The 23,296-nt window shown below is 72.0% G+C and carries 18 protein-coding genes and 1 tRNA gene; 14 read left to right on the top strand and 5 right to left on the bottom strand.

Annotation, left to right across the window (positions count from 1 at the left end):
* Positions 1-225 precede the first annotated feature (225 nt).
* Complete coding sequence (locus FBY22_RS38115; RefSeq protein ID WP_142152748.1) at positions 226-3,000, top strand: penicillin acylase family protein; 2,775 nt, start codon at positions 226-228, stop codon at positions 2,998-3,000.
* Positions 3,001-3,218: 218 nt separating this feature from the next.
* Here FBY22_RS38115 and FBY22_RS38110 read toward each other — a convergent pair whose 3' ends face one another.
* Positions 3,219-3,803 (bottom strand): 5-formyltetrahydrofolate cyclo-ligase, encoded by a 585-nt coding sequence (locus tag FBY22_RS38110; protein WP_142154552.1) that lies wholly within the window; start codon positions 3,801-3,803, stop codon positions 3,219-3,221.
* Between the two features lie 134 nt (positions 3,804-3,937).
* Between FBY22_RS38110 and galU the strand changes: the two genes are divergently transcribed.
* The 7 genes from galU (at position 3,938) to FBY22_RS38075 (ending at position 9,638) form a co-directional block, all read left to right on the top strand.
* Entirely contained in the window at positions 3,938-4,840 is a 903-nt protein-coding gene (galU, locus tag FBY22_RS38105) for a UTP--glucose-1-phosphate uridylyltransferase GalU (RefSeq protein WP_142152747.1), read from the top strand.
* Positions 4,841-4,844: 4 nt separating this feature from the next.
* Entirely contained in the window at positions 4,845-6,167 is a 1,323-nt protein-coding gene (gene glp, locus FBY22_RS38100; RefSeq protein ID WP_142152746.1) for a gephyrin-like molybdotransferase Glp, read from the top strand.
* Between the two features lie 130 nt (positions 6,168-6,297).
* Complete coding sequence (gene moaC / locus FBY22_RS38095) at positions 6,298-6,777, top strand: cyclic pyranopterin monophosphate synthase MoaC (RefSeq protein ID WP_142152745.1); 480 nt, start codon at positions 6,298-6,300, stop codon at positions 6,775-6,777.
* The gene (locus FBY22_RS38090; protein ID WP_142152744.1) at positions 6,774-7,310 is read left to right on the top strand and encodes a molybdenum cofactor biosynthesis protein B; all 537 of its coding nucleotides are present in this window, start codon (positions 6,774-6,776) and stop codon (positions 7,308-7,310) included. Before moaC ends, FBY22_RS38090 begins: the two co-directional genes overlap by 4 nt.
* 20 nt (positions 7,311-7,330) lie before the next feature.
* On the top strand, positions 7,331-8,011 hold the full coding sequence (locus tag FBY22_RS38085; RefSeq protein ID WP_142152743.1) for a GNAT family N-acetyltransferase: 681 nt from the start codon (positions 7,331-7,333) through the stop codon (positions 8,009-8,011).
* 172 nt (positions 8,012-8,183) lie between these two features.
* Positions 8,184-9,446 (top strand): gephyrin-like molybdotransferase receptor GlpR, encoded by a 1,263-nt coding sequence (gene glpR / locus FBY22_RS38080; RefSeq protein ID WP_142152742.1) that lies wholly within the window; start codon positions 8,184-8,186, stop codon positions 9,444-9,446.
* A gap of 118 nt (positions 9,447-9,564) precedes the next feature.
* Positions 9,565-9,638 (top strand) — tRNA-Ala (locus tag FBY22_RS38075).
* 111 nt (positions 9,639-9,749) lie between these two features.
* Here FBY22_RS38075 and FBY22_RS38070 read toward each other — a convergent pair.
* Entirely contained in the window at positions 9,750-10,226 is a 477-nt protein-coding gene (locus FBY22_RS38070; protein ID WP_142152741.1) for a GNAT family N-acetyltransferase, read from the bottom strand.
* A gap of 135 nt (positions 10,227-10,361) precedes the next feature.
* Between FBY22_RS38070 and FBY22_RS38065 the strand changes: the two genes are divergently transcribed.
* Positions 10,362-11,162, top strand: a complete 801-nt coding sequence (locus FBY22_RS38065; RefSeq protein ID WP_142152740.1) for an exodeoxyribonuclease III — start codon at positions 10,362-10,364, stop codon at positions 11,160-11,162.
* Between the two features lie 138 nt (positions 11,163-11,300).
* Positions 11,301-13,466: a tetratricopeptide repeat protein gene (locus FBY22_RS38060; protein ID WP_142152739.1), complete on the top strand. Its 2,166-nt coding sequence runs from the start codon at positions 11,301-11,303 to the stop codon at positions 13,464-13,466.
* On the opposite strand, the gene FBY22_RS38055 is transcribed toward FBY22_RS38060, so the two are convergent.
* The gene (locus FBY22_RS38055; protein WP_142152738.1) at positions 13,448-14,275 is read right to left on the bottom strand and encodes a hypothetical protein; all 828 of its coding nucleotides are present in this window, start codon (positions 14,273-14,275) and stop codon (positions 13,448-13,450) included. The two genes, FBY22_RS38060 and FBY22_RS38055, sit on opposite strands and share 19 nt — an antisense overlap.
* Entirely contained in the window at positions 14,272-15,519 is a 1,248-nt protein-coding gene (locus FBY22_RS38050) for a hypothetical protein (protein WP_142152737.1), read from the bottom strand. The genes FBY22_RS38055 and FBY22_RS38050 overlap by 4 nt, the downstream gene beginning before the upstream one ends.
* Positions 15,520-15,778: 259 nt before the next feature.
* Between FBY22_RS38050 and FBY22_RS38045 the strand changes: the two genes are divergently transcribed.
* Positions 15,779-18,994 (top strand): tetratricopeptide repeat protein, encoded by a 3,216-nt coding sequence (locus tag FBY22_RS38045; protein WP_142152736.1) that lies wholly within the window; start codon positions 15,779-15,781, stop codon positions 18,992-18,994.
* 141 nt (positions 18,995-19,135) lie between these two features.
* Here FBY22_RS38045 and FBY22_RS38040 read toward each other — a convergent pair whose 3' ends face one another.
* Positions 19,136-19,798: a MerR family transcriptional regulator gene (locus tag FBY22_RS38040; RefSeq protein ID WP_142152735.1), complete on the bottom strand. Its 663-nt coding sequence runs from the start codon at positions 19,796-19,798 to the stop codon at positions 19,136-19,138.
* 128 nt (positions 19,799-19,926) lie between these two features.
* Between FBY22_RS38040 and FBY22_RS38035 the strand changes: the two genes are divergently transcribed.
* The 3 genes from FBY22_RS38035 to FBY22_RS38025 are packed head-to-tail and all read left to right on the top strand — an operon-like array spanning position 19,927 to position 23,230.
* The gene (locus FBY22_RS38035) at positions 19,927-21,435 is read left to right on the top strand and encodes an NAD(P)/FAD-dependent oxidoreductase (RefSeq protein ID WP_142152734.1); all 1,509 of its coding nucleotides are present in this window, start codon (positions 19,927-19,929) and stop codon (positions 21,433-21,435) included.
* Positions 21,432-22,349, top strand: a complete 918-nt coding sequence (locus FBY22_RS38030) for an alpha/beta fold hydrolase (RefSeq protein ID WP_142152733.1) — start codon at positions 21,432-21,434, stop codon at positions 22,347-22,349. Before FBY22_RS38035 ends, FBY22_RS38030 begins: the two co-directional genes overlap by 4 nt.
* Positions 22,346-23,230, top strand: coding sequence for an SDR family oxidoreductase (locus FBY22_RS38025; protein WP_142152732.1), 885 nt, complete (start codon positions 22,346-22,348; stop codon positions 23,228-23,230). The genes FBY22_RS38030 and FBY22_RS38025 overlap by 4 nt, the downstream gene beginning before the upstream one ends.
* The last annotated feature ends 66 nt before the right edge of the window (positions 23,231-23,296 follow it).

The raw sequence follows: 23,296 nt of genomic DNA, 5'->3' as shown, positions 1-23,296 counted from the left end.
CGCGGGAGCTCTCGTACATAGGACACGAAGTCGTCGAACTCCGCATCCAAGTACTTCGTTACCTTACCTAACTCTTGACGATTTCTTGACGCTCGCCGAGGCAAGATCGAACACCGGCCGGCTCTCGTTCCCGACTCCGCGTCAAGGGGCACAGGGCCCTGCGCCTATGGTTGCTCCAGCACTCCAGGACCGCCTGCCGCTCGCGTTAGGACAGCAAGGACAGCGATGCCCCCCAACACCACCGCCACAACGGGTGACAAGCCTGGCAAGTCCGGCAGGAAGAAGGGGCGAAAAGCCCGACTCGTCGTGCTGGTACTGGTCCTGGCCATCATCGGAGGCATCGCCTACGGGGCGTACTGGTCCATCAGTACGGTGCGCGCGTCCTTCCCGCAGACGAAGGGGTCGCTCACGCTCGACGGTCTGTCAGGGCCCGTCGACGTCAAGCGCGACGGTTACGGCATCTCGCAGATCTACGCCTCCTCCGACGAGGACCTGTTCATGGCGCAGGGCTTCGTCCAGGCGCAGGACCGGTTCTACGAGATGGACGTGCGCCGTCACATGACCTCCGGGCGCCTGTCGGAGATGTTCGGCAAGAGCCAGTTTAAGAACGACGAGTTCCTGCGCACCCTGGGCTGGGACCGCGTCGCCAAGGAGGAGTACGACACCAAGCTGTCGGCCTCTTCCAAGAAGTACCTCCAGGCGTACGCCAAGGGAGTCAACGCCTACCTGCAGGGCAAGAATGGCAAGGACATCTCCCTGGAGTACGCCGCCCTGGGCTTCACCAACGACTACAAGCCGGCGAAGTGGACCCCTGTCGACTCGATCTCGTGGCTGAAGGCGATGGCCTGGGACCTGCGCGGCAACATGCAGGACGAGATCGACCGCGCCCTGATGACCAGCCGCCTCGGCCCCAAGCAGATCGCCGACCTGTACCCGGACTACCCGTACAGCCGCAACAAGGCGATCGTGCAGGAGGGCGAGTACAACTCGTTCACCAAGACGTTCGAGCAGAAGGGCTCCTCCTCCACCGGCGGAACCTCCACCGGCGGAACCTCCACAAGCGGTTCTACGGGCACGTCGTCGACGTCGGGGACCTCGGCCCTGCAGAGCCAGCTCTCGGGCCTCTACAACGTCCTGGACAACGTTCCCACGGCCGTCGGTGTGAACGGCCAGGGCATCGGTTCCAACTCATGGGTCGTCGCCGGCAGCCACACCATCACCGGTCACCCCCTCCTCGCCAACGACCCGCACCTGTCGGCCTCGCTGCCGTCCGTCTGGTACCAGATGGGCCTGCACTGCCGCACGGTCTCCAGCAAGTGCCGGTACGACGTCACTGGTTACACCTTCGCCGGCATGCCCGGCGTGATCATCGGCCACAACCAGAACATCGCCTGGGGCATGACCAACTCCGGCGTCGACGTCACCGACCTGTACCTGGAGAAGATCAACGGCGACGGGTACCTCTACGACGGCACCGTCAAGCCCTTCAAGACCCGCGAGGAGACCATCAAGGTCGCCGGGGGCGCGTCCAAGAAGATCATCGTCCGTGAGACCGCCGACGGCATGCCTCTGCTGTCCGACCGGGACGACGAACTCGTGAAGGTCGGCAAGAAGGCCTCCGTCGACACCGCGGCGCCCGACCGCGGCGACGGCTACGGCATCGCCCTGCGCTGGACGGCACTCGACCCTGGTAACTCCATGGACGCCGTCTTCGCCATGGACAGGGCGTCGAACTGGAGCGACTTCCGTTCCGCCGCCACCCTGTTCGACGTGCCGTCGCAGAACCTCGTCTACGCCGACAAGACCAACATCGGCTACACGCTGCCCGGAAAGATCCCCACGCGCGCGAAGAAGGACGACGGCTCGATCCCCGTGCCGGGCTGGGACTCCGACTACAAGTGGACCGGGTACGTCCCGAAGGACGCGCTGCCCTACGAGTTCAACCCCAAGCGCGGCTACATCGTCACCGCCAACCAGGCCGTGATCGACAAGGACAAGTATCCCTACACCCTCACCACCGACTGGGGTTACGGCACCCGCAGCCAGCGCATCAGCGACCTGATCGAGTCGAAGATCAAGGGCGGCGGCAAGGTCTCCACCGACGACATGCGGCAGATGCAGCTCGACAACAGCAGCGAGATCGCCAAGCTGCTCGTGCCCAAGCTGCTGAAGATCGACATCGGGGACAAGAGCGTCCGCGAGGCGCAGGAGCTCCTCGAGGGCTGGGACTACACCCAGGACGCCGACTCCGCGGCGGCCGCCTACTTCAACGCGGTCTGGCGCAACGTCCTCAAGCTCGCCTTCGGCAACAAGCTGCCAAAGGAGCTGCGCGTCCAGGGCCAGTGCCTGTGGGTCGACCCCGTCAACACAACCGGGCCCGCGGACGAGACGAACAAGGTCCGCGAGTGCGGCGAGCGCGACACCGACCAGGCGCAGCCGGACGGCGGCGACCGCTGGTTCGAGGTCGTGCGCAACCTCATGAACGACCCCAAGAGCGACTGGTGGTCCACCCCCAAGTCGCTGACCCGGCCGGGCGCGAGCGACAACCGCGACGACCTGTTCAAGCGCGCGATGATCGACGCCCGCTGGGAGCTGACCGCCAAGCTGGGCAAGGACATCGACTCCTGGAGCTGGGGCCGGCTGCACCGCCTGTTCCTGAAGAACCAGACGCTCGGCACCGAAGGACCCGCTTTCCTCCAGCGCATCCTCAACCGCGGCCCCTGGAAGCTCAGCGGCGGCGAGGCGACGGTGAATGCCACCGGTTGGAACGCCGCGGGAGGCTACGGCGTCGTCTGGGTGCCGTCGATGCGCATGGTGGTCAACCTCGGCGACCTCGACAAATCGAAGTGGATCAACCTCACCGGCGCCTCCGGGCACGCCTTCAGCGCCCACTACACCGACCAGACCGGCAAGTGGGCCAAGGGCGAACTCCTCGACTGGGACTTCTCGCAGAAGGCGGTCGACAACAACGCCAGGGACACGCTGGTACTGAAGCCGTGAGCCGCCGACGGTAGAGCGCGGATCGGAAAAAGGGGCCCTTCACCGGTGTGAGGGGCCCCTTTCCGGCGCGTGGGAGAAGGGGGTTTCCGTGCATTCCGCGCATGGGCAGAGGGTGTGTGCGGGGCTCGCGAGGCGTGGGGTGCGCTGGGGCTGGGGGTGCGCGGGGCGTGAGCGCAGGAGGCGGGGCGCGTGGAGATCGACGCGCGCCTCCCGGGAGTTCACGCGCCGCTACGGAAGCGGCGCAAGCCCGACGGCGTCACCACCGCGTGCACAGGCCGGTCGTGCGCCTCCTCCGGCACGCGCTCGACGACCTCAGTGTCGTACAGCAGGACCACGAGCGCGGGGCGTGCGCCCGCGCGCTCCAGGCGGGCGAGCACGCGGTCGTACGATCCGCCGCCGCGTCCCAGACGCATACCGCGCGCGTCGACCGCGAGCCCCGGCAGCAGCACGACGTCCGCCTCGGTCACGGCTTCCGGCCCGAGACGTACCCCGGACGGCTCGAACAGCGCCATTCTGCCGCTGTGTTGGACGCGTGCGAGGGAGTGTTCGCCGGTGTACGCGCCCCAGTCCAGGTCGTTGTCGGGCAGGAGCGCCGGGAGCAGGACCCGCACGCCCCGCGCGCGCAGCGCGTCCAACAGCGCGAGGGTGCCCGGTTCGCTTCCGACCGAGACGTACGCCGCCACGGTGCGCGCCTGCGCCAGCTCAGGCAGTTCGAGAGCGCGCCCAGCCAGCGCCTCCGCGGCTTTTTGCACGTCATCCGCCGTCAACCTGTTTCTCACCGCGAGGAGCTCTCGCCGCAACATTCGCTTGTCAGGCTCGGCCGCACGTCCGTCGTGACTTGCGTCTGGCACCGCGTATCCCTCCTAATGCGCTCATATGAGAGCCAATTAATCGGAGCCTCAGATTCCCTCCCAAGGCACCGGATAGGGTTGCGGACATGACTCAGGCGCAACCCAGGATCAGCAAGGCTGTCATCCCCGCAGCAGGTCTCGGCACCCGGTTCCTGCCGGCCACCAAGGCCACTCCCAAGGAGATGCTGCCGGTCGTCGACAAGCCGGCTATCCAGTACGTGGTCGAGGAGGCCGTGTCCGCCGGTCTCGACGACGTCCTCATGATCACAGGCCGCAACAAGCGCCCCCTCGAGGACCACTTCGACCGCAACTACGAGCTCGAGTCGGCCCTGCAGAAGAAGGGCGACGCCAAGCGGCTCGCCAAGGTCCAGGAGTCCAGCGACCTTGCCACCATGCACTACGTGCGCCAGGGCGACCCCAGGGGCCTGGGTCACGCCGTGCTGTGCGCCGCCCCGCACGTCGGGCACGAGCCCTTCGCCGTCCTGCTCGGCGACGACCTGATCGACCCGCGCGACCCGCTTCTCGCCCGCATGGTCGAGGTCCAGGAGCAGTGCGGCGGCAGCGTCATCGCGCTCATGGAGGTCGCCCCGGAGCAGATCCACCTCTACGGGTGCGCGGCCGTCGAGGCCACCGAGGACGGCGACGTCGTCCGGGTGACGGGCATGGTCGAGAAGCCCGACGCCTCCGACGCCCCCTCGAACTTCGCGATCATCGGCCGCTACGTCCTCGACCCGCACATCTTCGACATACTGCGCAAGACCGAGCCGGGCCGAGGCGGCGAGATCCAGCTCACCGACGCCCTGCAGCAGCTCGCGCAGGACGAGAAGGTCGGCGGTCCGGTGCACGGCGTGGTCTTCAAGGGCCGTCGCTATGACACCGGGGACCGTGGCGACTATCTGCGTGCCATTGTCAGACTCGCGTGCGAACGTGAAGACCTGGGCCCGGACTTCCGGACCTGGCTTCGCAGTTACGTAGCCGAGGAGATGTAGGGATTTGAGCAGCGCCGCGACCCGCGCCACCGGCCCGGACCACCTGTGGTCGGTGGACGAACACCTGGAGGACATCCTCACGACCGTCCGCCCCCTGGAGCCCATCGAGCTGAACCTCCTGGACGCGCAGGGCTGCGTCCTGGTCGAGGACGTCACGGTGCCGGTATCGCTGCCGCCGTTCGACAACAGCTCCATGGACGGGTACGCGGTGCGGGTCGCGGATGTCGCGGGCGCGAGCGAGGAGTTCCCCGCGGTGCTGGACGTCGTCGGGGACGTCGCGGCGGGCCAGGCGGACCTGCTCCACGTGGGCCCCGGCCAGGCCGCCCGCATCATGACCGGTGCCCCGCTGCCGCCCGGGGCGGAGACCGTCGTGCCCGTCGAGTGGACCGACGGGGGCCTCGGCGAAGGCCCGGTGACCGGGATGCGCGCCCGTAGCCTGGCCCCCGAGGGCGCCGAGGGGCACGTGCACGTGTACCGGTCGGCCGAGGCACGCGCGCACGTGCGCGCCATGGGCAGCGACGTGAAGGCCGGTGACCGGGCGCTGGAGGCGGGCACTGTCCTCGGGCCGCCGCAGATCGGTCTGCTCGCCGCGATCGGGCGCGGCACGGTTCGCGTACGCCCGCGCCCGCGCGTGGTCGTCGTCTCCACCGGCAGCGAACTCGTCCAGCCCGACGAGCAACTGGGCAGCGGCCAGATCTACGACTCCAACAGCTTCGCCCTCACCGCCGCCGCCCGGGACGCCGGTGCCATCGCCTACCGCGTGGGCGCGGTCGCCGACGACGCCGAGACACTGCGCTCGACCATCGAGGACCAGCTCGTGCGCGCCGACCTCATGGTCACCACGGGAGGCGTCAGTGTCGGGGCGTACGACGTCGTCAAGGAAGCCCTGTCACACGTCGGGGACGAGGACGAGGCGGGCAGCGGAGTGGAGTTCCGCAAGCTGGCCATGCAGCCCGGAAAGCCCCAGGGCTTCGGTTCCATCGGCCCCGACCACACCCCGCTGCTCGCCCTCCCCGGCAACCCCGTCTCGTCGTACGTCTCCTTCGAGCTGTTCGTCCGTCCCGCGATCCGCACCCTGATGGGGCTCGACGACGTCCACCGGCCCACGACCCGCGCCACCCTCGCCGCCGACAACGCGCTGACCTCGCCGAAGGGCCGGCGGCAGTTCCTGCGCGGGACGTACGCGGACGGCGGCGTGACCCCGGTCGGCGGTGCCGGATCGCACCTGGTCGCGGCGCTCGCGCACGCCGACGCGCTGATCGTCGTCCCGGAGGACGTGGAGTCCGTCGAGCCCGGTACCGAAGTCGAGGTCGTCCTGCTCGGCTGAGCCCACGCGCGCGTGCCGGACCATGGGGCAGTCCTGGTCCGTTGTCTGCGCCGACATGGGGGTACCGTGTCGCGCACAACAGGCCCACGCGCCGCACCGCGAGGGGCCCGGACCGGGAGCGCCGCACAGCATGAGTACGCAGGACCGACTGACGCACATCGACGAGGCGGGCGCCGCCCGCATGGTCGACGTATCCGGCAAGGACGTGACCGCGCGCACCGCGCGGGCCAGCGGACGCGTACTCGTCTCACCGCGTGTGGTCGAGCTGCTGCGCGGGGAGGGCATGCCCAAGGGCGACGCCCTCGCCACCGCGCGAATCGCGGGGATCATGGGCGCCAAGCGCACCCCGGACCTCATCCCGCTCTGTCACCCCCTCGCGGTGTCCGGTGTGAAACTGGATCTGTCGGTCGCGGACGACGCCGTGGAGATCACGGCCACCGTGAAGACCACGGACCGCACGGGCGTCGAGATGGAGGCCCTCACCGCGGTCTCCGTCGCCGCGCTCACCGTGATCGACATGGTCAAGGCGGTCGACAAGGGAGCGGTCATCACGGACGTGCGCGTGGAGGAGAAGACGGGCGGCAAGTCGGGCGACTGGAGCCGGGCGTGAGCGCCGGGGCGCGCGCCGGAAGCGGTGCGCCGTATCGCGCGCTGGTCGTGACCGCCTCCAACCGCGCCGCCGCCGGCGTCTACGAGGACAAGGGCGGTCCACTGATCGCCGCGGGTCTCGAAGGCTTCGGCTTCGCCGTCGACGGCCCGCAGGTCGTCCCCGACGGCGATCCGGTCGAGGCCGCGCTGAGGGCCGGCACCGAGGAAGGCTACGACGTGATCGTGACCACCGGCGGCACCGGCATCTCGCCCACCGACCGCACGCCGGAGGTCACCCGCTCGGTCGTCGACTACGAGGTGCCGGGCATCGCGGAGGCCATCCGGGCGTTCGGACGGGAGAAGGTGCCGACCGCCGCGCTCTCCCGCGGCCTGGCCGGAGTGGCGGGAAGGACACTGATCGTCAATCTGCCGGGCTCCACCGGCGGGGTGAAGGACGGGCTGGCCGTCCTGGAGTCCCTCCTGGTGCACGCCGTCGACCAGATCCGCGGCGGCGACCATCCCAGACCCGGCGCCACCAGTGGGGGTGCGAGCTGAACAGCCCATCCTGGCCCGTCGTGCTGGCGGACGGCGACATCGTCCTCCGGCCGATAAAGCTGCGCGACCAGCGGGCGTGGCGCGAGGTCAACCGGCGCAACCGCGACTGGCTGCGCCCCTGGGAGGCGACCATTCCGCCGCCCACGCCCAGCGGGCCGATCGCGCACCGGCCGACCTACCGCCAGATGGTGAGGCATCTGCGATCCGAGGCGAATTCGGGCCGGATGCTGCCGTTCGTCATCGAGTACCAGGGGCGGTTGGTCGGTCAGTTGACGGTCGCGGGAATCACCTGGGGATCGATGTGTTCGGGGCACATCGGCTACTGGGTGGACGAGTCGGTGGCCGGGCGCGGAGTGATGCCGACGTCCGTGGCGCTTGTCGTGGACCACTGTTTCCGAACGGTTGGTCTGCACCGCATCGAGGTCTGCATTCGCCCGGAGAACGGGCCCAGTCGCCGGGTCGTGGAGAAACTCGGATTCCGCGAGGAGGGACTCAGACCGCGTTATCTCCACATCGATGGCGCCTGGCGCGACCACCTCGTCTTCGCGCTCACCGCGGAAGAGGTACCGGACGGGTTGCTCAACCGTTGGCGACGGGCACGCTCCCAGCGACCCTCCGACGACGCGCCACGAGAGACCGCGCGGGACCCGCAGAACACGCCGGGGAATCCCGCATGGCCGTCCCATAGTCAAGAAAATTGAATAAATGTTCGAAATTGATCGGTCCGCGACCGCCTCAAGACATTAATTTCGCCGCCTCGGCGGGCCGCTGATCGCATCGGTCACAAAAAAAGTTCGAAATATCAGCCAGATCGTGCGACACACCGGCCCAATTGGCGGATGGCCTCGCGCAAACCCCTCTACGGTGTGAGGCGTGAGCAGCAGCGGCCTCATCTACGCAGTCATTGTCGGGGCCTGGGCCGCCTACTTGGTGCCGATGTGGCTCCGTAGGCAGGACGAGCTGAACGAGGCCCGTCCGACGGAACGCTTCAGCACAGCCATCCGGTTGCTGTCCGGACGGGCGGGGATGGAGCGCCGGTACGCCAAGGACCTGCGCGCGCGCTCCGCCGACGAGGGGGAGCCCGGCGCCGACGCTCCGGACGATGTCACCGACTCGGTGGACGTCCGGGCCTTCGCCATGCCTCCGGCGCGGCACCAGACCCGCGCGGAAGTGCAGTCTCCGGCGCCCGGGCGTGCGCAACCGGCGCGCGAACAGGCGGGAGCGCCGGCGGCCGCGTCGAGCGCCGCCCCGGCGCGCGCATCGAACCCCACGCCCGCGCGCGCAGCAGACTCCGCGCCCGCGCGCAAGCGCCCGCCCATCGCGCGGCGCACGCCCTCGCAGGAAGCGGCCGCGGCCCGCGCCCGGCGCACGAAGGTTCTCGCGCGCCGTCGGCGCACAACCGTGGTGCTCTTCATCGCGTTCACGCTGGGCGCGATCGTCGCCGCCGTCGGCGGACTCGCCTTCCTCTGGGCGCCCGGCGTCCCCGCCGTGCTGCTCAGCGCGTACATCGCCCACCTGCGCTCCCAGGAACGCCGCCGCTTCGCCTACCAGATGGACCGGCGTCGTGCCGAGGCCGCGGCGCAGCGGCTCAGGGAGCGCGCGCGGCAGCCGCGCCGGCGCGTGACCGCCGAGGTCGACACCGACGAACCGGAAGAGGGCCCAGAGACCGAGACCGATCCCGGCCTGTCCGCGCTCGCCGCCGACCGGCGGGCGCTGGTGGAGCAGACCGACCATGCGGAGTGGGTCGACCAGCAGCGTGAGCGGCAGCGGCGGCCCGGGCACGGGGACAGCTGGGACCCGGTCCCGGTGCCGTTGCCGACGTACGTGACCGCGCCGGTCGCGCCGCGGGCCACCGCGGACGTGGACCTCGGGGCGCCGGACGCGTGGAGTTCGGCGCGGTCGAGTTCCGTCGCCCCCGAGCAGGAGGCGCAGGCCGGCTCCCGGGCCGAGCGGCGGGACGCGGAGGCGGCGGACGAGGCCGCTTGCGGCGAGGAGGCCGCGGAGGCGAGGGCCGACGACGACGGGCGCTGTGACGCCCGCCGGGCGGCTTCCGCGCGGCGGGCCAGGGAGCGGGGGCGTACGCCGTTGTTCGACCAGTACGAGGACGGCGAGCGGCCGCGGGCCGCGAACGAGTAGCGCCCCACCGCGCCCCCACCCCACCCGCACCCGCCCCACCTGTGGTGCTGCCGTCCGCCGGGCCCGGAACGGATTTCCGGGCACGCGGATCGGGGTGCTAGAGTTTCACTCGTTGCAAGGGCCTGTGGCGCAGTCCGGTAGCGCACCTCGTTCGCATCGAGGGGGCCAGGGGTTCAAATCCCCTCAGGTCCACGCAGCATGGAGCCCCTGTCGGTGATGGCCGACAGGGGCTCTTGCACGTCCTGCGGCACAGGCCGCGGGCGAACGCGCGAAGTACGCCCGCCCGCCCGGGCAGTTGAGCGGCTACAGCGCCTTCGCGAAGCAGCGGCTCGCCTCGTAGTGCCGGTAGTAGCCGAACTTCCCGCACGGTTCGTAACCGCTGGAGGTGTACAGGGCGATGGCCTCCGGCTGCTTGGTGCCGGTCTCCAGGACCATGCGGGCCCGCCCCGCGGCCCGGGCGTCCTCCTCCAGGGCGGCCAGGATGCGCCGGGCGACGCCCCGGCCGCGCATCGCCTCCACCACGAACATGCGCTTGAGCTCGGCGTCGCCGTCGAGGTTGCCCTCTCCGTTGGAGTCCTGGGAGCGCCATCCGCCGGTGGCCACCGGGGTGTCGTCGACGTCGTAGGCGATCAGGTAGACGCCGTTCGGCGGCTCGAAGTCGGCCGGGTCGAGGAAGGTGGCGTCGCCGCCGTCGCCGTAGCGGGCGTGGTATTCGGCCTGGACCTCGTCGTTGAGCTTGACGGCGTCGGGGTGGTCGAAGGCGACCCGGCGAATGTTCATGCTGTGGACCGTACACCTATGCGAAGTAGGGAGATGGACGTCGTCCAGTGTGCCGATATCGTTCCCGCGTGCCCACTGTGACCTCGGACAACATGTCCAGCCGCCGAGGTCGGCCATGAGGTCGAGGAGAGTGTTGTGACGACGGTGACCTCCGTCAACGTCAATGGACTGCGTGCCGCCGCGAAGAAGGGCTTCGTGGAGTGGCTCGCGGCGACCGGCGCCGACGTGCTCTGTCTGCAGGAGGTGCGGGCCGAGCCGCAGCAGCTGCCGGAGCAGGTCCGCACCCCCGACGGCTGGTACGTCGTACACGCGCCCGCCGCCGCCAAGGGCCGGGCCGGCGTCTCCCTCTACACGCGCCGTGAGCCCGACCGCGTCCAAGTCGGCTTCGGCTCGGCCGAGTTCGACGGCAGCGGGCGCTACGTCGAGGCGGATCTGCCCGGCATCACCGTCGCCTCCCTCTACCTCCCCTCCGGCGAGGTCGGCACCGAGCGCCAGGACGAGAAGGTCCGTTTCATGGGCGAGTTCCTCGCCTATCTGAAGGGGCTGCGCGAGCGGGCCGCCGCCGACGGCCGGGAGGTCGTCGTGTGCGGCGACTGGAACATCGCCCACCGGCCGGCCGACCTGAAGAACTGGCGCGCCAACCAGAAGAACTCCGGGTTCCTGCCCGAGGAGCGCGAGTGGCTCTCCCGGGTCCTCGATCCCGCGGACGGCGGGTACGTCGACGTCGTACGGGCGCTGCATCCGGAGGCGGAGGGGCCGTACTCGTGGTGGTCGTACCGGGGGCGGGCCTTCGACAACGACAGCGGCTGGCGCATCGACTACCACCTCGCCACGCCCGGGCTCGCGGCCAGGGCCGTCAAGGGGTACGTGGAGCGGGCCGCCGCGCATGCCGAGCGGTGGTCGGACCACGCGCCGGTGACCGTCGTGTACGAGTGAGGTCCCGGCGTCGTACGCGACGAACGTCACAGCGCCGTGGCCGATGACTCCGGTTGTCGAACGGGTGAGCGGACATGCTCCCTGTACGGAACGGCGCGGACGGCGTGGGACGGTGCTCACCGGTCGGAGGGGCGACGCGTGCGGGGGCAGGAGCGGGGCGGCGGCCACAACGAGATCAGCGGCGGCGTCCTGCACGGACCCAGCGTGCAGGCGTCGGCCGTGTACGGCGGGATCCACATCGGCACCGACAACGCGGCGGCCGCCCGGGCGCGGCCGTGGCAACTGCCGCCCGCGGTCGCGCTGACGGACCGTACCGCCGAGGTGGCGAGCCTGGACGGCGTGCGGGCCCGCGCCGTGCGGCACGGGCAGGCGGCCCTCGCCGCGGTGAGCGGACTGGGCGGGGTGGGCAAGACGGCCCTGGCCCTGGCCTGGCTGCACCGGCTGCGCCCCGACTTCCCGGGCGGTCAGCTCTACGCCGATCTGGGCGCCCAGTCGCCGGCCGGCCCCGCCGACCCCGGCGAGGTGCTCGGCGGGTTCCTCCGGGGGCTCGGCGTGCCGTCGCAGCAGGTGCCGTACGGCATCGCTGAGCGCGCCGCCCTCTACCGCTCCCTCACCGCGGAGCGCCGGATCGTGGTGCTGCTGGACGACGCCGCGACGGCTGCGCAGGTACGGCCGCTGCTGCCCGGCGGGCCGAACGTCACCCTGGTCACCAGCCGCCGGCGGATGTCGGGGCTGACCCTCGAAGGCGGCCACCAGGTGCATCTGGAGCCGCTCGCCCCGGAGGCCGCCGTCGAACTGCTGGCGGTCACCCTCGCCGACGACCGGGTGGCCACGCAGCCGGACGACGCCCGTGAACTGGTCGGTCTGTGCGCCGGGTTGCCGCTCGCGGTGCGGGTCGCGGGCGCCCGGCTCGCGGCCCGGCCGCACCGGCCGCTCACCACGATGGTCCGGGCGCTGGCGGCGGAGCGGGGCCGGCTGGACGCGCTGGCGATCGACGGTGACCAGGGGGTGCGGGCGGCGCTGGACCTGTCGTACCAGGGCCTGCCCGCCGACGCCGCCCGGCTCTACCGGCTGCTCGGGCTGCACCCGGGCACGGAGTTCGGGACGGCGGCGGCGCGGGCCCTCCTCGGCGGGGCGGACGGGGGTGCGGACCGGTCCGCGGGTGAGCTGCTGGACGTTCTGCACGACGCGAATCTGCTCGTCGAGGTCGGTGAGGACCGTTACCGGTTCCACGACCTCGTACGACTGCACGCCGTGGCCCGGGCGGAGCAGGACGAGCCGGCCGGGGCGCGGGCGGCGGCGTTCCGGCGGTTCGCCGACCACTGCGTGGCCACCGCGACCCGCGCCGAGACGGCCGTCGACCCCCGGCATCCGCTGCGCGAGCGCTCGTACGGGCCCGGCCCGGTAATCACGGAGGACTTCGGCGCGGGCGAGCAGGCGGCCCTGGACTGGACCGAGCGGGAACTGCCCACCCTGATGGCGGTCGTCCGCCGGGCCCGGGCCGCGGGTGCTCCCGAGGCGGCCTGGCAACTCGCCGACGCGCTGGGGCCGTTCTTCATCCGGCGCAAGCACTACGACCACTGGTGCGCCGCCTACCGCGACGGGTTCGCCGCCGCCGAGGCGCTGGCGGACACGGCGGCCCGGTGCCGGATGCTGACCTCCGGCGGTCTCGGCGAACTGGGCCGGGGCGACCATGCGCGGGCGCTGGAGATGTTCGAGCGGGCGGCACGGCTGTTCGAGGCCGAGGGGGACCGGCTCGGGCACGCCCGCACCCTCAACTACCGGGGCCTCGCCGAACACCGCCTGGGCCGGCTGGACGCGGCGGCCGAGCTGTTCGCCCGCGCCGCCGTGGAGTTGCCCGAATGCGGCGACCACCGGGCCGGGGCGCTCGCCCGCCTCAACGCGGCCGACGTCGAACTGGGCCTCGGCCGGCCGGCGCGGGCCGGCGAGGAGGCCGCGGCGGCGCACGCGGTGCTGCGGGACGTGCACGACACGTACAACGCCGCGCGCGCCGAGATCCTGCTCGGCCGGGTCGCCCTGCGCCGCGGCCGGCCGGAGGAGGCCGAGGAACGGCTCCTCGCCGCGCTGGCCGTGCTGCGGGAGGCCGGCGCCCACTACGAGGTGGCGCGTGCACTGGAGTCGCTGGGCGAGGCCGCAGGCCGACGGGGCCTGAACGACCTCGCCCGCGACCGGTACCAGGAGGCCCTCGACCTCTACACAGCGGTGCACCGCCCGGCACCGGCAGCCGACGTACGCGCCCGCCTGCGGGAACTGCCCGAGCCGAGTCAGGGCCAGGGCGGCTGACGCCGTTCGGCGGACGGCGGTGCTGCGGGACACTCCCGCAGCACCGCGACCGGCCCGCCCGGCGCCTCGGCCAGCCGCTCCGGCGGCAGTCCCGCCACCAGCCAGGCATGCGCCAGCGAGGCCCAGGTCGGCCACGAGCACAGGGCGGCATGCCGAGAGGTGAGCGTCAGCCGTACGACGTCGCCGGTACCGGAGTGCAGGGCGTGCAGGGCGACTCCCGGACCCAGGCGGAGCCAGCACCGGTCGGCGTCGTGTACCGCCACCACCGCCGCGCCCGGGTGGGCCGTGGCCAGCCTGTCGGCCGTGGTGGGGCCGGGGCCGGAGGCCACCAGGACGTCGGCGAGCAGCGGCCAGGGATGCGGCGCGGGCAGAACCACCCGCAGATGCCGGTCCACGACCGTGCCCCGCGAGCCGGTGAGCGAGACCTCGTGCGCGCGGGGGCAGATGGATGAGTCCTCGTGCTCGCGCGGGCCGGTGGATGTGAGCTCGTGCGCGCGGGGGCCGTCCAGCGCCTCTTCGTACTCGCGCCGGTCGGTGAGTGAGACCTCGTGCGCATGCGGGCCGGTGGATGTGAGCTCGGGTGCGCGGGGGCCGTCCAGCGACCCCTCGTGCACGCGCGGGCCGATGGATGAGTCCTCGGGTGCGCGGGGGCCGTCCAGCGCCCCTTCGTACTCGCGCCGGCCGGTGAGCGAGACCTCGTGCGCATGCGGGCCGGTGGATGTGACCTCGGGTGCGCAGGGGCCGTCCGGCGAGACCGCGTACACGCGCCGGTCGGTGAGTGAGACCTCGTATGCGCTGGGGGCGTTCACGGGGCGCCGTACCGGACCGTCACCGGAGGGGCTGCGTGTTCGGGTGGGGTGGGGGCCGAGGGGGCGCGGAGACGGAGTGCGCGGTAGATCAGGGCGCGCATCAGGGAGGCGAAGCGGCCCGGTTCGGAGCTGAGCCGGGAGGCGATGCGGGCGTAGTCGGCCGCACGGTACGCGGCGCTGGTGCCGCGCAGTTGGCGGCGCAGGGAGCGGCCGCGGTGGATCCGGGGCGCCAGCGCGCGCAGTTCGGCCATGGGGGAGCCGGGGTCGAGATCGGTGTCCGGGGAGCCGGCGGTCAGGATGCGGGCGCCGGTCATGGTGCCGTACAGGGCCACCGAGCCGTGGTCGCCCACGATGTGGTCGGCGGCGACCACCGCGCCGGCCCACTCCGCGTGCTGGCTGACCAGGGCGACGCCGGCCCGGGCGAGTCCGGCGAAGGCGCTGCGGATGTGCCACTCGCTGTGCGCGTTCCAGACGTGCGAGTGGAGCATCACGACGATGCGGAACTCCTCCCGGGGCAGTTCGGCGGCCAGCCGCGCCAGCAGGTCCCACTGCCGGCCCAGGAGCGAGTCGGGTCCCCAGGTGGAGCAGACCAGCACGAGTTCCTGCCCCGGGCGGGCGCCCAACGCCCGCCGGTACTGCGCCCGGTGGGGCAGGCTGGCCGCCACGCGGTCGTGGCAGGGGTCGCCGACCACCTCGGCCACCGGCAGCGCCTCGGGGCACAGCCTGCCGAGGCGGATCCGGTCCTGCTCGTGCGCGAGGGCGATCGCTGCGGGTACGACCATCCCGTCCCGCACGAGCCACTGCCGGCCCAGCCCGTACACCTCGCGGGCGGCCGTGCCCCGGCCGCGCGGGCCGCCGGGCGCCGAGATGCGCTTGTTGTACGACGCCCCGTGCGGCAGCACGACCACCGGCACGCTCAGCTCGTGCAGACCGCCGTGGCTCGCGGCCAGGGCGAGGTCGAAGCGGGTGTGGACGGCCTGGCTCCAGGGCACCACGAGTGCCCGGATGTTCTCGAGGAACCGTTCCACGCCGTCGTTGAAGACGTCGTTGGCCATGGTGAAAACGGTCTGGATCCGCGGATCTCCCTCCAGTAATCGGACCGCTTCCAGCAGGCGCTGTGCGGAGGTCACCGTGTGGACCACGGCGAGCACCCGCCGGCGGATCCGGAAGGTGGCCCAGCGCTCCACGTCGAGGCGCAGCGGCACGGCAGGGCGCCGGTCGGCGTCCGGCATCAGCAGACTCATACGAACTCCCCCGTGGAATCCATGAGTTGGTGGACGGTTCGGGTGGGGCCGCGATCGGCCGCCGAGAGCGGTCTGCCCGCGGGGGATGGACGGTGGCCTTGCAGAAACCTTGCACGGTGGTGGAAGCGGGGAGCCCGGTTCCCGCATGCGCCCCTCACGCGCCCGTGCGCCCTGTCCCGCCCCCTGTGGGCCATCACACGCTGCGTCACCGTGAAGGTGAACAGGTGTCCGTACGCTCGGCGTAAACCACCTGGGGGACGTGGTGGACCTTCTTGCACTGGGGCCTCTGGAACTGTGGCACCAGGGGCACCAGTACCCGCTCGGCTCGGTCAAAGAGCGCTGCGTGCTGGCCGTGCTGCTCTACGCCCGGGGTGACCCGGTCTCCGTGGACACCCTGGTCGGCCGGGTCTGGGGTGAGGAGGACCCGCCGCCGACCGCCGTGGACACCCTGCGCACCTACCTCTCCCGGCTGCGCACCCGGCTCGACCGCGCGGTCGGTGCTCTTGCCCAGGTGGAGCGGACCTCGCCGGGCCGTTACCGGCTGCGGGTGGAGGGCCCGGACGACGTGGACCTCGTACGGTTCCAGCGGCTGCGCGCCGAGGCGCGGGCCGCCGCCGGGCGCGGGGAGCGGGAGTACGCCGTGGGACTGCTGCACACCGCGGCGGCGCTGTGGCGCGGGGAGCCGTTCGCGGAGTTCGGCGGCGACTGGGCGGCCTCCGTGCGGGCCCGGCTGACCGAGGACCACCGCCGGGTGCGGGAGGAACGCATCCGGCTGGAGCTGGAACTCGGCCGGCACGCCGACCTCGTCGGCGAACTGCACGAACTGGTCTCCCAGAACCCGTTCGCCCAGCAGGCCGTGGCCGCGCTCATGCTGGCCCTGCACCGCTCGGGCCGCGACGACGAGGCCCTGGCCGTGTACGCCGGCACCCGGCGCCGCCTGCGCGACGAGCTGGGCATCGACCCGGGCGCCGAACTGCAGAGCCTGCACGTCCGCATCCTCGCCCAGGACCCGGCGCTCTCGGACCCGCCGGCGTGGAGCATCGCCGTCACGCCGACCGTTGCCGCATCACCGGCGGAACCCGACGGCACCAGCGGCAGCAGTCTGCCGCGGGACACCCGGGACTTCACCGGCCGTTCGAGCGAGCTGGAGCTGCTGCTCGCCGACCCGGCCCCCGGCGGCCACGGCACCGCGCTGCCGCTCACCGTCGTGCACGGGATGCCCGGCGTGGGGAAGTCCGCGCTGATCGTCCATGCCGCGCACCGCCTGCGCGCCCGCTACCCGGACGGCCAGTTCTACGTCGACCTGCGGGCCTACAGCGACCAGCCGCCGTACGAGCCCGCCGACGCGCTGGCGTTCCTGCTGCACGCCGTCGGGGTGCCCGACCCGTTGCCCGCCACGCTCGACGAGCGGATCGCGCGCTGGCGGGAGTGGACCGCGCACCGCCGCGTCCTGGTCGTCCTCGACAACGCGCGCGACGCCGAACAGGTACGGCCGCTGCTGCCCGGTTCGCCGCGCTGCCGGGCGATCGTGGCCAGCCGCAACGTGCTCGCCGACCTGGACGGCGCCGGCTTCCTGCCCCTTGACGTGCTGTCCGTGTCGGAGGCCGCCTCACTGTTCGCGCGCGTCGCGGGCGCGGCCCGGGTCTCGGACACCGCCACCCTGCGCAGCGTCGTGGAACTGTGCGCCTGCCATCCGCTGACCCTGCAGCTGCTGGCCGGCCGGTTCCGGCACCGGGACACCTGGGACCTGGAGTACGTCGTGGACCGGCTGGCCCGCGCCGACGACCGCCTCGACGAGTTCGGCGAGCGCGTCGCCACCGCGCTGCGGCTGAGCTGCGCCGATCTCGATCCGGCGGCGCGTCGGCTGTTCCGCCGGCTCGCGCTGCACCCGGGCCCGGACATCACGCTGGAGGCGGCGACGGCGCTGGCGGGGGACGGCGACGCGGGTGCCGTGCGACGCGCGGCGGACTCGCTGCTGGACCGTCATCTGCTGGACGAGCCCGTCCGGGACCGGTACCGGCTGCACGACCTGGCGCGCGCCTTCGGGGCACGCCTGGGTCGGCGCGAGGATCCGGCGTCGGCGCGGCGCGCGGCCCTGCGCCGGCTCATGGCGTACTACCTCACCACCGCCGACCGCGCGGACCGGCTGGCCCACCCCCGTCGCCGCAGACGGCAGGTACCGCCGGAGCTCGGCTCGCCGTACGCCGCGGACTTCACCGCCGCGCGCGGGAGCGGGGCCGCGGTCGACGCCGCGGCGGTGTGGCTGAGCGTGGAGCGGGCCAACCTGCTGGCCGTGGCGCGGACGGCGGCGGCCGAGTTCCCGGAGTACGCCGTCCTGTTCCCGCACGTCCTGGCCCACTCCCTCAGGCGCTGGGGCACTCACGACATCACCGCGCAGCTGCACGAGGCGGCCCTGGTGGTGCTCCGGCCGGGCGGCGACCGTGCCGCCCTGGCACAGCTCCTGGTGGAGCGGGCGGGCGCGCTGGCCCGGGAGAACCACGCGGCGGCCCTCGCCGCGGCCACGGAGGCGCTGGCCCTGTTCGAGGACCTCGACGACGACCGGGGCCGCGCGGACGCCCTGCTGGAGATCGGCCGTGCCCACCTGGGCGCCGGGCGGGGCGAGGCGTGTCTGCGGGAACTGGACCGGGCCCTGGAGCTGTACCGGCGGGTGGGGGACCGGCACGGGGTGGCGGCGACGCTGAACGTGCAGGGGACGGCGTCGGTGCACCGGGCGGAGTACGGGGAGGCGATGCGGCGGTTCGCCACGGTGCTCGACATCAGCCGGGAGCTCGGCGACGTGACCGGGGAGGCGATCGCCTGGAACAACACGGGCGACATCCTCATGGCCACGAAGCGCTACCCGGAGGCCCGGCACCACTACGAGCAGGCGCTGGCCCTGATGCGGGACGTCGGCGGCCGCAAGGAGCTGGCCGTGATCCACATGAATCTGGGCGCCGTTCTCCAGGCCACCGGACAGCCGGCCCTGGCCCTCACCTGTTTCCGGCGGGCCCTGGCCGGTCACCGGGCGGGCGGTGACGCCATCGGCGAGGTGAACACGCTCATCTGTCTGGGCGAGACGTGCGCGGCGGCGGGGCGGACGGACGACGCCCTCGCGCATTTCCACGCGGCGGAGAAAGTCTCCCGAAGAATCGATAATTCATACGAACGGCAAAGGGCATTGCTCGGAGTGGCTGACACGCAGTGCCGGGCGGGGCGGTGGAACGAGGCGTTGGAGACGTATCGAAGCGCGCTGGAGATAGCGAGAAAGTACAGCTATTCGCTCTGCTCGGCGCACGCCCTGGCGGGGATTTCCCGAACGTGTCTGTCGCTGCGGAACGTTTCCGCCGCCCGCGCCCATGCGGAGGACGCGCTGGCGCTCTACCAGCGGTTGGGGGTGGTGGCCGAGGCGGAGGAACTGCGTCGGCTCCTCGCGGCTACCAAATGCACTCCGCATACGCTGCGGTCATGTTCATGATAAATACAGCCGCAGTGCAGAGCGCGACCACGGCAATCGAACGTCTGGGCACTTTACTCCTGACACGTACACATGTTTGCGCAGCTCCAGTTCGAATCTGCGGGGAAAGATTAGCGGAAGGAGTGTCACCGCTGAGACGTTTTAGCGTTCGGAATTCCGTTTAGTCGTCAACTGCCCGAACCGGCGGTCCAGTGCCAGTGACAGTTCCGCTTCCACCACGCTCCGCGCCAGCGGGCGCAGGCGGTACAGGTCCTCCTCGGGGCCGTGGCGCAGGACCAGCTCGGCGAACATCTCGGCCAGGGCGTCGGCGTGCTCGCGGACGCGGGCGCCCGCCTGGAGGACCTCGGCGAGGGGGATGCCCTCGCGCACCAGCGCGGAGGAGACGTCGAGGAGGCGCCGGCTGATGTGGACGATCTCGCCGCCGTCGGTGCCGAGGTAGCCGAGGTCGAGGGCGGCGGCGAGGTTCTCCGTGGTGACCTGGCCCTCGAAGCGGGCGGCGAGTTCCTCGGGGGTGAGGCGGACCGGCTCCTCCTCCGTCGGCTCGACGCCCAGCAGGTCGGCGACGTCGCGGCCGTGGTCGAGGGCCTCCGCCAGTTCCGCGATGCCGGTGAGGGTGTGGCCGCGCTCCAGCAGCGCCGCGATCGTGCGCAGACGGGCCAGGTGGTCGTCGTCGTACCAGGCGATGCGGCCCTCGCGGCGCGGTGGCGGGATCAGCTTGCGTTCGCGGTAGAAGCGCAGGGTGCGCACCGTGATGCCGGCCAGGCGGGCCAGTTCCTCCATGCGGTACTCACGCTTGTCAGCCACGCCCGAACCCTACGTTGTACCCGCGGTAACTTTCCTGGCCCCGCCCCCTACCCATCGGTACGGAGCTGTTCTAACCTCCCATTGCGCCAGTGTTCACTGGCATGGTCGCGTGAGGGAAGGGCGTCGGCATGGCTGAGCGGGAGCATGTGCGGGTGGCGGTGATCGGGTCCGGGTTCGGCGGGCTCGGGGCCGCCGTACGGCTGCGACGCGAGGGCGTCACGGACTTCGTGGTGCTGGAACGGGCGAGCGGCGTCGGCGGCACCTGGCGCGACAACAGCTATCCCGGGTGCGCCTGCGACGTGCCGTCGCACCTGTACTCGTTCTCCTTCGCCCCCAACCCGGACTGGCCGCGCACCTTCTCCGGGCAGGAGCACATCCACGCCTACCTCGAGCACGTCACGGACCTCTTCGGGCTGCGCCCGCACATCCGCTTCGACTCCGAGGTGAAGCGGATGACCTGGGACGGCGAGCAGCTGCGCTGGGACATCGAGACGGCCGGCGGAAGCCTCTCCGCCGACTTCGTCGTCTCCGCCACCGGGCCGCTGTCCGACCCCAAGATCCCCGAGATCCCCGGGCTGGACTCCTTCCCCGGCAAGGTCTTCCACTCCGCCCGCTGGGACCACGACTACGACCTGCGCGGCAAGCGCGTGGCGATGGTCGGGACGGGCGCCTCGGCCATCCAGATCGTGCCGAGCATCCAGCCCGAGGTCTCCCGCCTCACCCTCTTCCAGCGCACCCCGCCCTGGGTCATGCCCCGCGTCGACCGGGCCATCAGCGGCGCCGAGCGGGCCCTGCACCGGGCGCTGCCCTTCACCGCGCAGGCCCGTCGCGGACTGCTGTGGGGCATCAGGGAGCTGCAGGTCCAGGCGTTCACCAAGCACCCCAACGAGCTGGGTTTCGTCGAGCAGTTGGCCAAGCGGAACATGGCCCGGGCCATCAAGGACCCTGCCCTGCGCGCCAAGCTGACCCCCGACTACCGCATCGGCTGCAAGCGCATCCTGCTGAGCAGCGCCTACTACCCGGCGCTCGCCGAGCCCAACGTGGACGTCGTCGCCGGCGGGCTGAGCGAGGTCCGCGGGTCCACCGTCGTGGCCGCCGACGGCACCGAGGCCGAGGTCGACGCGATCATCTTCGGCACCGGTTTCCACGTCACCGACATGCCGATCGCGGAGCGGGTCGTGGGGGCGGACGGCCGGACGCTCGCCGAGACCTGGAAGGGCGGTATGGAGGCGCTGCGCGGGGCGTCCGTGCCGGGCTTCCCCAACTGGATGACCGTCATCGGGCCCAACACCGGGCTCGGCAACTCGTCGATGATCCTCATGATCGAGTCGCAGCTCACCTACATGGTCGACTTCCTGCGGCAGCTGGACGTCCTGGGCGGCCGCGCGGCCCTCGACGCCCGGCCGAGCGCCGTCGACGCCTGGACCCGGCGGGTGCAGGAGCGCATGAAGCGCACGGTCTGGGACACCGGCGGCTGCACCAGCTGGTACATGGACGCCAACGGCCGCAACACCACCATCTGGCCGGGTACGACGACCGAGTTCCGGCGTGCGACGCGGCGGGTGGACCTCGCGGAGTACGAACTCGTGCGCGCGCCGGCGGCCAAGGACACGGCGAAGAAGGAGGTGTCCGCGTGAGCCGCCTCATGCACGTCTCCTCCGGGCCGTACGCCCCACCCGAGCCCGTCCGCGTGCTCACCGTCACCTCCGCCGACGGCGCCGCCCTCCACGTCGAGGTGCACGGACCCGAGGACGCGCCCGCCGTGGTCCTCGCCCACGGCTGGACCTGCTCCACCGCCTTCTGGGCCGCGCAGATCCGGGACCTCGCCGCCGACCACCGCGTCATCGCCTACGACCAGCGCGGCCACGGACGCAGCCCCGCGAGCCCCGCCTGCACCCCCGACGCCCTCGCCGACGACCTCGAAGCCGTGCTGAAGGCGACCCTCGCGTCCGGCGAGAAGGCCGTGATCGCCGGTCACTCCATGGGCGGCATGACCGTGCTGGCGGCCGCGGCCCGGCCCGTCTTCCGGGAGCACGCCGCGGCCGTCCTGCTATGCAGCACCGGCTCCTCGCGGCTGGTCGCCGAGTCGACCGTCGTCCCCATGCGGCCCGGCCGGCTGCGGACCTGGCTGACCCGGCACATCCTGGGGGCGCGGGCCCCGCTCGGGCCGGTCACGCCTCTCGCGCGGCGCATCCTCAAGTACGGGACGATGGGCCCGGGTTCGGCACCGCACATGGTGGAGGCCTGCGCGCGGATCGTGCACGCGTGTCCGCGCAAGGTGCGCCACGCCTGGTCGAACGTGCTGAACCTGCTCGATCTCGACCACGGCGTAAGGGAGTTGAGGGTGCCGACGGCCGTCGTCGTCGGGACCGCCGACCGGCTCACCCCGCCCGTACACGCACGGGCCCTGGTGGCCGCGCTGCCGAACTGCGTGGACTCCACCGAGCTGCCGGGACTCGGCCACATGACGCCGGTCGAGGCGCCGGAACTGGTCACCGACCGGATCCGGGACCTCGTGACGACGTACGCAACGATCAAGGAGGGTGCATGAGCAGGGTCAGCCTCGAAGGACAGGTCGCCGTCGTCACGGGCGCCGCGCGCGGTGTGGGCGAGCTGCTCGCCCGCAAGCTGTCGGCGCGCGGCGCCAAGGTGGCACTGGTGGGGCTGGAGCCGGACGCCCTCAAGCAGGTCTCCGAACGGCTGCACAGCGAGAGCGACCACTGGTACGCCGACGTCACCGACCACGAGGCGATGGCCCGGGTCGCGCGCGAGGTCAAGGAGCGCTTCGGGAAGGTCGACATCGTGGTCGCCAACGCGGGCGTGGCGACCGGCGGGCCCTTCGTGGACTCCGACCCGGAGGCGTGGCGGCGGGTCATCGAGGTGAACCTCATCGGGTCCGCCGTGACCGCCCGCGCCTTCCTGCCCGTTCTGATGGAGAGCCGCGGCTATCTGCTGCAGATCGCCTCCCTCGCCGCGATCACCCCGGCGCCGATGATGACGGCGTACTGCGCCTCCAAGTCCGGTGTGGAGGCGTACGCGCACAGTCTGCGGGCCGAGGTCGGCTACAAGGGCGTGCGGGTCGGCGTCGGCTATCTGTCCTGGACCGACACGGACATGGTGCGCGGCGCGGACCAGGACGAGGTCATGCGGGAGCTGCGGCAGCGGCTGCCGTGGCCGTCCAACAAGACCTATCCGCTGGGCCCGGCCGTGGACCGTCTCGTGGCCGGCATCGAGCGGCGCGCCGGCCATGTCTACGGGCAGTGGTGGCTGCGCGGGATGCAGGGCGTGCGCGGGTACCTGCCGAGCATCATCGGGTCGGTCGGACAGCGGGAGATGAAGCGGTTCGCGCCCCGGTTGGCGGGGATGCGGCAGGGGCTCGTCGGCGCAGGTGGGGCGGCCGACGAGGAGGCCCGGGCTACGCACCGTAACTGATCGAAATGCGCGCTGTGTCCGCCCGTGTGAATCTGATGAAGGCCCCGCTCAGGGGCTCTTCCCCCC

The sequence above is a fragment of the Streptomyces sp. SLBN-31 genome (genome assembly GCF_006715395.1).
GTDB lineage: Bacteria > Actinomycetota > Actinomycetes > Streptomycetales > Streptomycetaceae > Streptomyces.
The sequence above is the reverse complement of the archived record's forward strand: the minus strand, read 5'-3'. Positions and strand labels throughout refer to the sequence as shown.

Bases quoted from the DNA above. Each gene is read 5' to 3' on its own strand.
- FBY22_RS38025 (WP_142152732.1), top strand. From the start codon at position 22,346: ATGAGCAGGGTCAGCCTCGAAGGACAGGTCGCCGTCGTCACGGGCGCC.
- FBY22_RS38050 (WP_142152737.1), bottom strand. From the start codon at position 15,519: ATGAGTCTGCTGATGCCGGACGCCGACCGGCGCCCTGCCGTGCCGCTG.
- FBY22_RS38070 (WP_142152741.1), bottom strand. From the start codon at position 10,226: ATGAACATTCGCCGGGTCGCCTTCGACCACCCCGACGCCGTCAAGCTC.
- galU (WP_142152747.1), top strand. From the start codon at position 3,938: ATGACTCAGGCGCAACCCAGGATCAGCAAGGCTGTCATCCCCGCAGCA.
- FBY22_RS38110 (WP_142154552.1), bottom strand. From the start codon at position 3,803: ATGTTGCGGCGAGAGCTCCTCGCGGTGAGAAACAGGTTGACGGCGGAT.
- FBY22_RS38115 (WP_142152748.1), top strand. From the start codon at position 226: ATGCCCCCCAACACCACCGCCACAACGGGTGACAAGCCTGGCAAGTCC.
- FBY22_RS38035 (WP_142152734.1), top strand. From the start codon at position 19,927: ATGGCTGAGCGGGAGCATGTGCGGGTGGCGGTGATCGGGTCCGGGTTC.
- moaC (WP_142152745.1), top strand. From the start codon at position 6,298: ATGAGTACGCAGGACCGACTGACGCACATCGACGAGGCGGGCGCCGCC.